The 11,035-nt window shown below is 60.2% G+C and carries 10 protein-coding genes; 4 read left to right on the forward strand and 6 right to left on the reverse strand.

The features are described from left to right. Nucleotides 1-24 precede the first annotated feature (24 nt). From mdcE to glpD, 6 genes are all read right to left on the reverse strand, one after another. A complete protein-coding gene (gene mdcE, locus OXR04_RS17310) occupies nucleotides 25-825 on the reverse strand; it encodes a biotin-independent malonate decarboxylase subunit gamma (protein WP_267372194.1) in 801 nt (266 codons plus the stop codon). Next, nucleotides 825-1,658, reverse strand: a complete 834-nt coding sequence (locus OXR04_RS17315) for a biotin-independent malonate decarboxylase subunit beta (RefSeq protein WP_009087736.1) — start codon at nucleotides 1,656-1,658, stop codon at nucleotides 825-827. Before OXR04_RS17315 ends, mdcE begins: the two co-directional genes overlap by 1 nt. Then, nucleotides 1,651-1,950 carry a malonate decarboxylase acyl carrier protein gene (gene mdcC / locus OXR04_RS17320; protein ID WP_009087734.1) on the reverse strand — a complete coding sequence of 100 codons (300 nt, stop codon included), beginning with the start codon at nucleotides 1,948-1,950 and terminating at the stop codon, nucleotides 1,651-1,653. The genes OXR04_RS17315 and mdcC overlap by 8 nt, the downstream gene beginning before the upstream one ends. A gap of 8 nt (nucleotides 1,951-1,958) precedes the next feature. Next, nucleotides 1,959-2,819 carry a triphosphoribosyl-dephospho-CoA synthase gene (locus OXR04_RS17325; RefSeq protein ID WP_267372198.1) on the reverse strand — a complete coding sequence of 287 codons (861 nt, stop codon included), beginning with the start codon at nucleotides 2,817-2,819 and terminating at the stop codon, nucleotides 1,959-1,961. Beyond that, nucleotides 2,820-4,475 (reverse strand): malonate decarboxylase subunit alpha, encoded by a 1,656-nt coding sequence (gene mdcA / locus OXR04_RS17330; protein WP_267372199.1) that lies wholly within the window; start codon nucleotides 4,473-4,475, stop codon nucleotides 2,820-2,822. It abuts the gene before it with no gap. Nucleotides 4,476-4,777: 302 nt separating this feature from the next. Next, nucleotides 4,778-6,283 (reverse strand): glycerol-3-phosphate dehydrogenase, encoded by a 1,506-nt coding sequence (gene glpD / locus OXR04_RS17335; RefSeq protein ID WP_267372201.1) that lies wholly within the window; start codon nucleotides 6,281-6,283, stop codon nucleotides 4,778-4,780. A 225-nt stretch (nucleotides 6,284-6,508) separates the two neighbouring features. Here glpD and glpE point away from each other — a divergent pair, with 225 nt between their 5' ends. From glpE to malP, 4 genes are all read left to right on the forward strand, one after another. After that, nucleotides 6,509-6,835: a thiosulfate sulfurtransferase GlpE gene (gene glpE / locus OXR04_RS17340; protein ID WP_009087726.1), complete on the forward strand. Its 327-nt coding sequence runs from the start codon at nucleotides 6,509-6,511 to the stop codon at nucleotides 6,833-6,835. A 29-nt stretch (nucleotides 6,836-6,864) separates the two neighbouring features. Next, nucleotides 6,865-7,686: a rhomboid family intramembrane serine protease GlpG gene (gene glpG / locus OXR04_RS17345; RefSeq protein WP_009087724.1), complete on the forward strand. Its 822-nt coding sequence runs from the start codon at nucleotides 6,865-6,867 to the stop codon at nucleotides 7,684-7,686. Between the two features lie 30 nt (nucleotides 7,687-7,716). Next, on the forward strand, nucleotides 7,717-8,475 hold the full coding sequence (locus OXR04_RS17350) for a DeoR/GlpR family transcriptional regulator (RefSeq protein WP_009087722.1): 759 nt from the start codon (nucleotides 7,717-7,719) through the stop codon (nucleotides 8,473-8,475). A gap of 154 nt (nucleotides 8,476-8,629) precedes the next feature. Then, on the forward strand, nucleotides 8,630-11,035 hold the full coding sequence (gene malP / locus OXR04_RS17355) for a maltodextrin phosphorylase (RefSeq protein ID WP_267372203.1): 2,406 nt from the start codon (nucleotides 8,630-8,632) through the stop codon (nucleotides 11,033-11,035).

Consider the following 11,035-nt stretch of genomic DNA (forward strand, 5'->3'; position numbering starts at 1 on the left):
GGCAGGTTTATTTTTTTTATCGGTTTACCAGGTCGCGCGCATACGCTCGCGCACCAGGGAAGAGCTGTGACGGTTGGAGGCACCCAGACGATTTTTCAGGCTCGGGTCCTGACGGGCATCGCCGATCGCCTTGTGCAGCGCGATTTCCACCATCGCCACGTCGGCGTCAGACGGCGAATCGGGATTGCCCACGTTCAGCAGATCGGAGAGCAGACCCAGCGTGGCGAAGTTGCTCACGTCATAGGCCATGGGGGGGATGGTGGCGGCCAGTTTCTCCAGCGACTCCACCGAACGCAGCGTGATACGCGCCGCCGATGCTTTGCCCATGGCGTGAACCAGTACGCCCTGATCGTTAAGCGCAATCAGGCGGTTAGCCTGATAGCCGTGTGCCAGGAACGCACCGGACATCGCCTTGCCGACAATCAGCCCGATGACCGGATGGCCGGCCAGGCGCGCGTTAGCATAGGCTCCCGCTGCGCCCGCCAGCGCCTGATGAATACCAAATGCCTCTTCACGACGACCATAGGCCTGACTCGGCACGTCGATGACCGCCACAATCGGGCGTTTCACGGCGCTGTTTTTATCCTCTTCCCGCGTTTCATTCACCACTTTTGCCAGCGTCCAGCCCTCCAGCAGACCCACTTCCCCCTGCGCGGCGCGCGGATAGTGGTTCTGTGCATCGGGCACCACGGCGATGAAGCGGACGTTTTCGCCATTCAGCTGGCCGTCAGCCACCTGAACAGAGGCGCACAAGCCACTGAGACGCTGTGCATGAGGTGCGAGTTTTTCCAGCCAGGTTGCACCGCGGCTGCTTGTCTGGGTCATTATTTCTCCTCCCGGGCGAAAAGCTGTTTGATCTGGGCGGTGTCCGCCTGCTGGCGGGTGTCGAACTGCGTCAGACGTGACAGGAAGTCGGCATAGTTGTCGCTGCGGTGCTGCGCCGGTACGCCTCTGGCAATGAAGTCATTCATGGCGGTTTTTACCGCGTTGATGCCGTCATTCACCAGCGCATCCACCAGTCCGCTGGCGTAGCGGATTTCGCCGCCGGTCATGCTCCAGATAAAGGGCCGATCGCGCGAGTCATACTCTTCAATGCCCGCCTCCTGCTCAATCACCTGCGGGCCGTTCAGGCCCAGGCGCGCTTCCCGTGTCACGATCAGGTAGCTGCACAGCGCGGCGGCAATCGACATTCCGCCGAAGCAGCCAACGGTGCCGCTGATGATGCCGATCACCGGGGTGTAGCGACGCAGATCGACAATCGCGGCGTGAATATCCGCAATCGCCGCCAGGCCAAGATTCGCTTCCTGTAAGCGCACGCCACCGGTTTCCAGGCAGAGCACCGCCTGAGTCGGAATGCCGTTGCGGTTGTCTTCCGCCGCCAGCTCCAGCGCCGCCGCCATTTTCGCCCCGGAGACTTCGCCCATGCTGCCGCCCTGGAAGGTGCCTTCGATGGCGATAACCACCGCAGGCTGACCGTTCAGCGTGCCGCGTGCCACGACCATGCCGTCATCGGACTGCGGCACCACGCCCTGCGGGGCCAGCCATGGCGACATGATGCCCTCAAAGGGATCCAGCAGTTCGCGATAGCTGCCGGCATCCAGCAGCGTACGGGCGCGTTCACGCGCCCGTAATTCAATAAAGCTGGCATCGTTACGCATGGCTCACCTCTTCAAAAACCTGTTCAAGACGGATACGAGCCACACCGGGTGTGGCACCGAAATCGTGGATAATCAGTTCGCCGGCCGGCAGGCCGTTGATCAAATTCAGACGGTCAAACAGCGCCTTCCAGCGGGCGTCGCTGTTATCCAGTGAGGTGGTGATGTCAACGTTCAGCGTGTCGCCCTGGGTTGCGGTGTACAGTACTTCCATATCACCGGAACCCACGACTCCGGCCAGCGCTCTGCCACTGAGCAGGCGGTTAGCGGGTAAAGATAATGTGATGTGTTCCATAATGGCCTCTAAAAATATGTGTGTTCAGGCGAACAGACCCGATCGATAAACAGCGTCGCCGCGAGCAAATCGGCGGCTCCGCCCGGCGAGGCGTTGAGCGCCAGCATCCGGCGATCAAGCTGCGCCAGCGCCAGCTTTCCGCCTGCGGTGCGGCAGCCGCCCGCCAGCAGTACGGCCTGTGCCCCGTGCTGCATCGCCGTCAGCCCCGCCATCCCTGCCCGTGACAGCACGCAGGTATCGCTGAGCGAGGTCATGATCGCCATCAGCGCATCCAGGCGGGCTTCGCTTTCGTTGGCCCCCACCGCCCGGCTGATCAGCAGCTGCGGCAGCGCCAGCTTCATCACGTGAGGAAACGCCTGTTGCGCCTCTTCGCGTGCGCCGGGCACCCGATAGCGGTGCGTCGCTTTTAACCCTTTGCTGAACAGTTTCGGCGCTGCCCGGTCGGGCAGGCTGGCCAGGGCGGCGGCGGTGCGGGTCAGCGGGTCGGCACTGGCAGCACCGCCATGCATGGCGGCGGCACTTACCAGTAAGCCCAGCGCCCAGATCGCTCCCCGATGGGTATTCACGCCACCGGTGGCCGCCATCATCTGCTGCTCGCCGTCACGGCCCAGGCGCCCGACCGTTTCGCGCAGGGCGATATCAGCGGGACGCAGCCAGCTGTGACGGGCCAGCGCCAGAAAGGTCGGTGCCAGGCTGTGAGCGGAGCGCTCCATCAGCGCCAGCGTCAGATCCTGATGCGCGCCGTTTCCCCGACTGTCGACCAGACCCGGCTTGGGGCTCAGACGTGCTTCATCGATCAGGCAATCGCGCGCCAGCGTCGCCAGCTGGCTGGCCTGCGCCTCGGCTTGAGTCTGTGACAGGAGTTTCATTTACCAGCTCCGGAATTTAGCAGGCGGGTTGTACAGACCACCGGACCATTCAACCAGGTCAGCCACGCTGCCCGCAGCCAGCAGTGAACGGGTGGCGTCGGAACGGCGGATGCCCATATCTTCCGGGTAGACCACTTTGCCGCTTTTACGCAGGGCCGCGACGCGCGCCGCATCCACACCCAGACCGATGTCGGTAATGCCCGCCACGGCGGCGACCATAGCGCGACGCTCTTCCAGGCTCTCTGCGCGATAGAGATAGGCGATGCCCTCCTCGGTCAGCACGTGGGTGACGTCATCGCCGTAGATCATCACCGGAGCCAGCGGCATCCCGGCGGATTTCGCGACGTCAACCGCATCAAGGGTTTCAACGAAGGTGGGTTTTGCGCCGGCCTGGAAGGTTTCGACCATCTGCACCACCAGTTTTTTCCCGCGCTGCATCGGGTCTGGCTCGGTGATCATGTTCAGCCAGGCGGGGGTCGCGTGGCGGCGGCCGTGCGGATCGTGGCCCATATTCGGGGCGCCACCAAAGCCGGAGAGGCGGCCACGGGTCACGGTCGAGGAGTTAGCCAGCCCGTCCACCTGCAGGGTGGCCCCGATAAACATGTCGACTGCGTACTGGCCGGCCAGCTGACAGAAGGCGCGGTTAGAGCGCATCGAGCCGTCGCTGCCGGTAAAGAAGATGTCGGGACGGGCGCGGATATACTCTTCCATCCCCAGCTCGCCGCCGAAGCAGTGCACGCTCTCCACCCAGCCACTCTCAATTGCCGGGATCAGCGTCGGATGCGGGTTCAGCGCCCAGTGTTTACAGATTTTGCCTTTCAGGCCGAGCCGTTCGCCGTAGGTGGGCAGCAGCAGCTCAATCGCGGCGGTGTTAAATCCGATGCCGTGGTTAAGTGACTGCACCTGGTGTTCGGCGTAGATGCCCTTAATCGCCATCATCGCCATCAGGATATGTTCCTGCTTAATCAGGCGCGGATCGCGGGTAAACAGCGGTTCGATAAAGAACGGTTTGTCAGCAACGACAATGTAGTCGATCCAGGAGCCGGGAATATCGACGCGCGGCAGGTCGGTTTCGTCATCGACCAGTTCATTGACCTGGGCTATCACGATACCGTCACGGAACGCGGCGGCTTCCACCAGCGCCGGGGTATCCTCGGTGCCCGGACCGGTGTAGAGGTTGCCTTTGCGGTCAGCTTTGTAACCGGCAATCAGCGCCACATTCGGGCAGAGGTCAACATAGAGGCGGGAGTATAGTTCGATATAGGTGTGGATAGCGCCGATTTCCAGCTGGCCATCCTGCAGTAGCTGTGACATGCGCAGACTCTGCGGACCGGAAAAAGAGAAGTCGAGTTTGCGGGCAATGCCTTTTTCAAAGATATCGAGATGCTCACTGCGGCCGACGCTGGGCATAATCATGTGCAGGTCGTGAATCTTTGCCGGATTCACCTGCGCCAGGGTGCGGGATAAGAAGTCAGCCTGTTTCTGGTTATTCCCCTCCAGCACCACGCGATCGCCTGGGGCAATTAAGTGTTCGAGGGCTTCTGTGGCTCGTTCAACAGGAATGACTTTGCCATCAAGGGGGAAGGCGACCATACGACGCGCTTTTTCACTGCGGCGTGTGTTCCACTCCCGGGCAGGCGTTTGGCCTGTGTTCATTTCAACCTCCTGATTAGAATCGCGGTACTGACGTTTTTGCTGAAGAAAGTCTGCGCGTTCTGCATACCGCGTTCAATTAAGCAAAAAAGCGAAACGTTAGATTTAAGGTAACGATGGTGAGCGGCATGGCGGCAGGCGAAACCCGAGGCGCTGCATGCAGGCGGGGAGGGGGAAACAGCAGGGTGACAGGAGGAGAGCGTGCGAGGGGAAAGGGATGCGGCACGGTTTAACCGGTTCAGTTCGCGGTCGGCCACCCATAAAAAAAGCAGGCCGGAGCCTGCTTTCTGCTTACTGCGGCCTGCTTAAGAGGCCAGCGAGAGTGCCGGTTTTGCTTTCGCGGCCAGCCACTCTGCCACGCGGGCCTGCTGCTCTTTCGTCAGCCACATACCCTGTTTGGTTCGACGCCAGATAGCATCATCCAGCTCGCGAACCCACTCATGCTGCACCAGGTAGCGCAGCTCCGCCTCGTAAAATTCGTGACCGAAGTTCTCACCCAGATCGTTCAGGCTTTTCGCCCCGGCTAACAGGGTTTCGGTGCTGCTGCCGTAGGTGCGTGAGAAGTGACGCGCCATGTTTTCACTGATGAACGGATAGCGACGACGCAGGCTGGCCGCATAGTCTTCACGGGTGCCGGAGATGTTCCCGCCCGGCAACACGCAGTTCTTCGTCCAGGCCGGACCGGCGTTCGGATAGTACTTCGCCAGTTTTTCCAGCGCGTGCTCGGCCAGCTTGCGATAGGTGGTCAGCTTGCCGCCAAATACCGACAGCAGCGGCGCCTGGCCGTTGTCATCACGGACATCCAGCGTGTAATCGCGGGTAATCGCCTGCGGTGAGTCCGATTCATCATCACACAGAGGACGGACACCGGAGTAAGACCAGACGATGTCGTCAGCGGTCAGCTGCTTTTTGAAGTGGGCGTTGAACACCTTCAGCAGATAGTCGGTTTCGCTGTCATCAATGTTGACGTTTTTCGGATCGCTTTTGTACTCCACGTCGGTGGTGCCGATGATGGAGAACTCATCCATCCACGGAATCACAAACACGATGCGATTATCTTCGTTCTGCAGGATATAAGCCTGCTTTTCGGTATGCACGCGCGGCACCACGATGTGGCTGCCTTTGATCAGGCGGATACCGTAAGGGGATTTGAGCTTCAGGCTGTCGTCAAACAGCTGCTTGACCCACGGGCCTGCAGCGTTGACCAGGCCTTTCGCCTGCCAGGTGTAGGTTTTGCCGCTGTCGACATCTTCCGCTTCCACCTTCCACAGACCGCCTTCACGCCAGGCACGGGTCACGCGGGTGCGGGTCCGCACTTCGCCGCCGCGCTTCACCACTTCCTGCGCGTTGAGCACGACCATACGGGCGTCATCAACCCAGCAGTCAGAATATTCGAATCCGCGCGTGATCTCCGGCTTCAGGGCCGAATCCGCGCCAAAGCGCAGACTTTTACTGCCTGGCAGGCTGGTGCGTTTGCCCAGATGGTCATACATAAACAGGCCGGTGCGGATCATCCACGCCGGACGCAGGTGTGGACGGTGCGGCAGACGGAAGCGCATCGGGAAGGCCAGGTGCGGCGCCATCTTCAGCAGGACTTCGCGCTCAGCCAGCGCTTCGCTGACCAGACGGAATTCATAATGTTCAAGGTAGCGCAGGCCGCCGTGAATCAGTTTCGAGCTGGCAGAGGAGGTCGCGCAAGCCAGATCCCGCGCCTCCAGCATTAACACCGACAGTCCGCGTCCTGCAGCGTCTGCTGCAATGCCGGCACCGTTGATGCCGCCGCCGATCACGATCAGGTCTTTGGTTTCCACGTCATCTCCTCCGATGTTCGGAATAGTTCACTAATGTTCGTTTTCGAGCATTATCATAGTCGCAAACCAACATTAGCGCCAGCTTTTAACCCGCTAAAAACATTTTTGCGTGATATAGCTAACATTATGTCCACCAAAAAAACAGATACCCGTAACGATTGTCAGGTTATCGGCGTGGCTTCTCGGGTTACACTACGCGCTATTGTGACGACTTTGAGAGATCCCATGGAAACGTTCGAATGTATTGATGTGCAGCAGGCGCAGGCGCGTCTGGCGCAGGGGGCACTGCTGGTCGATATCCGCGATCCGCAAAGCTTTGCGATGGGCCATGCGGCGGGTGCGCTGCATCTGACCAACACCAACCTCAGCGACTTTATCAGTCGTGCAGACCACAGCCTGCCGGTGCTGGTGATGTGTTATCACGGCAACAGCAGTAAAAGTGCAGCACAATATCTGCTGGGGCAGGGCTTCAGTGCGGCCTATAGTATTGATGGCGGTTTCGATGCCTGGCGCGCGGCCTTTCCGCAGCAGGTTGCCCTGGGCAGTGAGTAAGTGGCCGCCTGTCACACGGAGAGTTACTGATGCGCATTACCCAATTTAATCAGCCGCGCATGGCGCAGGCGTTTGTGGACTACATGGCAACGCGCGGCGTGACGCTGCGTATTGAGCATGACCAGCACTATGTCATCATGCTGGATGATGAGAGCCAGTTTTCCGTGGTCGAAAACGAACTTCAGCAGTTTCTGCATGACCCTAATCACCCACGCTATCAGGCGGCCAGCTGGCATAGCGGCAAAACCGACAGCGGGCTGCGCTATGAGCGCAGTAACATCTGGGCAAACATTCGTGAGCGCGCCGGGCCGCTGACGATGACGGTGATGGTGCTCTGTATCGCCGTCTTTATCCTGATGCAGGTGATGGGCGATCAGACCGTGATGGCCTGGCTCGCCTGGCCGGATGATGACCAGCATTTTCAGGTCTGGCGCTGGTTCAGCCATGCGCTGCTGCACTTCTCGCTGCTGCACATTCTGTTTAACCTGATGTGGTGGTGGTATCTGGGCGGGGCGGTTGAGAAGCGGCTCGGCAGCGGCAAACTCTTTGTCATTATGCTGATTTCCGCGCTGCTCAGCGGCTGGCTGCAGGCGAAATTCAGCGGCATCTGGTTTGGCGGCCTGTCGGGCGTGGTGTATGCCCTGATGGGCTACTGCTGGCTGCGCGGCGAGCGCGATCCCGACAGCGGCGTCTATCTTGAACGTGGCCTGATCGGTTTTGCGCTGGTCTGGCTGGTGATTGGCTGGTTCGGCGTCTTTGGCCTGGCCATTGCCAACGCAGCGCACGTCGCCGGTCTGCTGGTCGGGCTGGCGATGGCGCTGGTGGATACGCGTAACGTTACGCGTCGGTAAAGAGATTTTGCGGGTTAACAGGAGAGGAATGTGAAGCAGACGCAACGTCATGACGCGATTATCGATTTGGTCCGTCGTCAGGGATATGTCAGTACTGAGGAGCTGGTGGATCATTTTGAGGTCAGCCCGCAGACCATCCGTCGCGATCTCAACGATCTGGCCGATCAGAACAAAATTCAGCGCCACCACGGCGGCGCGGCGCTCCCCTCCAGCTCTGAGAACACCGCCTGGCACGATCGTAAAATGATGTGGTCGGCGGAGAAAGCGCGCATTGCTCAGCGGGTCGCCAGCCAGATCCCGGATGGGGCCACGCTGTTTATCGACATCGGCACCACGCCGGAAGCGGTGGCGCATGCGCTGCTCAACCACAGCGATCTGCGTGTAGTGACGAACAACCTCAACGTGGCGATGCTGCTGATGGGCAAGCCCGATTTTCGGGTGATTATTGCCGGGGGCGAAGTGCGCACCCGCGATGGGGCGGTAATGGGAGAGGCGACGCTCGACTTCATTTCGCAGTTCCGGCTGGATTACGGCATTCTCGGCATCAGCGGCATCGATATGGATGGCTCGCTGCTGGAGTTTGACTATCACGAAGTGCGGACCAAGCGCGCGATTATTGAAAACTCCCGCTGTGCGCTGCTGGTCGTGGACCACTCGAAGTTTGGCCGCAACGCCATGGTTAACCTCGGCAATATGAGTCTGCTGGATTATATCTACACCGACAAGATGCCGCCCGCCAGCGTCATGAAGGTGATTGAACAGCATGAGGTGCACCTCGAACTCTGCTGATTCCTGCCACGCCAGCCTCCGGGCTGGCGTTTTTATTTGATTGCTGTCGCTTTTTTCCCCACTCCCGTCTTTACTTAACGATTGCTGGCTCCGCCTGCCAGCCCGTGCGCTTGCCATTTTTGCTTCACCTCATTGCGTAACAGAAGGGAGTGATATGCCGCAGCAGAAATTCAATAAAGCCCGTTTTAACGCCGCCTTTACCCGCCAGTGGCAACACCTCGGCCTCTCTTCCGCTCAGCAGATGACCCCGCACCAGGCGTGGCAGGCGGTCAGTGCGGCCCTGGCGGAACTGCTGGCCGCGCAACCGGCCCCGCGTCCGGCGCAGCAGCAGCGTCACGTTAACTATCTCTCAATGGAGTTTCTGATTGGCCGGCTGACCGGCAACAATCTGCTTAATCTCGGCTGGTATGACGAGGTGCAGGCGGCGCTGGCAGAGCAGCAGTTCGATTTAACGGCGCTGCTGGAGCAGGAGGTCGATCCGGCACTCGGCAATGGCGGGCTGGGGCGACTGGCTGCCTGCTACATGGATTCGATGGCCACGGTCGGTCAGTCTGCAACCGGTCACGGACTTAACTACCAGTACGGCCTGTTCCGCCAGTCTTTTCAGGCGGGCCAGCAGAAGGAGGCGCCCGACGACTGGCAGCGCGAGCACTATCCCTGGTTCCGCCACAACGCGGCGCTGGATGTGGAGGTGGCGATGGGCGGTCGGGTCGAAAAGCAGGAGAACGGCGAGGTGCGCTGGCAGCCCGGGTTTACGCTGCGCGGTGAAGCCTGGGATTTGCCGGTCACCGGCTACCGCAATGGCGTTACGCTGCCGCTGCGTCTGTGGCAGGCGGTGAGTGCGCACCCTTTTGACCTGACGGCGTTTAATGACGGTCACTTCCTGCAGGCGGAGCAGCCCGGCATCGAGGCGGCAAAGCTGACCAAAGTGCTCTATCCCAACGACAATCATCAGGCGGGCAAGCGGCTGCGCCTGATGCAGCAATATTTTCAGTGCGCCTGTGCGGTGGCAGATATTCTGCGCCGCCACCATCAGGCGGGACGCAGCATTCACAGCCTGCCCGATTTCGAAGTGATTCAGCTCAACGATACCCATCCCACCATCGCCATCCCGGAGATGCTGCGCGTGCTGCTGGATGAGCACCAGCTCGGCTGGGATGAGGCGTGGCAGATCACCAGCCGGTTGTTTGCTTACACCAACCACACCCTGATGCCGGAGGCGCTGGAGCGCTGGGATGAGAAGCTGATGCGCTCGCTGCTGCCGCGTCATCTGCTGATCATCAAAACGATCAATCAGCGGCTGAAAAAGGTGGTGAAGCAGCGCTGGCCGGATGACAAAGCGCTGTGGCATAAGCTGGCGGTGATTGCGGACGGTCAGGTGCGGATGGCGAATCTCTGCGTCGTCAGCGGGTTTGCGGTCAACGGCGTCGCGGCGCTGCACTCCCGGCTGGTGGTCAGCGATCTCTTCCCGGAATATCACCAGCTGTGGCCGCAAAAATTCCATAACGTCACCAACGGCATTACCCCGCGCCGCTGGCTGAAGCAGTGCAATCCGGCGCTGGCCGGGCTGATTGATGAGACGCTGAAAACCGAATGGGCCAGCAATCTCGACGCGCTGATCGGCCTGGAAGCTTACGCCGACGACCCGGCGTTTCGTCAGCGCTATCGCAGCATCAAGCAGCAGAACAAAGTGCAGCTGACCGACTATATCGCCCGGCACACCGGGATTATCGTCAACCCGGCGGCCCTGTTCGATGTGCAGATCAAGCGACTGCATGAGTACAAGCGCCAGCACCTCAGCCTGCTGCATATCCTCTACTGCTATCAGCAGCTCTGTAATAACCCGGAGGATGTCACCTTCACGCCGCGGGTCTTCCTGTTCGGGGCCAAGGCCGCACCGGGTTACTACCTGGCGAAAAACATTATCTACGCGATTAACCGGGTGGCGGAGGTGGTGAACAACGATCCCCGCATCGGCGACCGGCTGAAAGTGGTTTTTCTCCCCGACTACCGCATCACCGTCGCCGAAATGATGATCCCGGCGGCCGACCTCTCAGAGCAGATCTCTACCGCCGGTTATGAAGCCTCGGGCACCGGCAACATGAAGCTGGCGCTGAACGGCGCGCTGACCATCGGCACGCTGGATGGGGCCAATGTCGAAATCGCTGAGCAGGTGGGCGAGGAGAATATCTTTATCTTCGGTCACACCGTGGAGGAGGTGAAAGCGCTGAAGGCCAAAGGCTACAACCCGAAGAAGGTGCGCAGGCAGAACAAGGCGCTGGATGATTTACTGAAAGCGCTGGAGAAGGGCAAATTCAGCGACGGGGACAAGCACGCGTTTGACCTGATGCTGGAGAGCCTGACGAAACACGGCGATCCCTGGCTGGTGCTGGCCGATTTCCAGCCTTACATCGAGGCGCAGCAACGGGTGGAAGCCCTGTGGCGCGACCCGGAAGGCTGGACCCGCGCCGCCATCCTCAACACGGCCCGGACCGGCATGTTCAGTTCGGACCGGTCCATTCGTGACTATCAGCAACGTATCTGGCAGGCACCCCGCTAA

Origin of the sequence: Pantoea sp. GM_Pan_3 (genome assembly GCF_026541045.1) — a bacterium.
GTDB lineage: Bacteria > Pseudomonadota > Gammaproteobacteria > Enterobacterales > Enterobacteriaceae > Pantoea > Pantoea anthophila.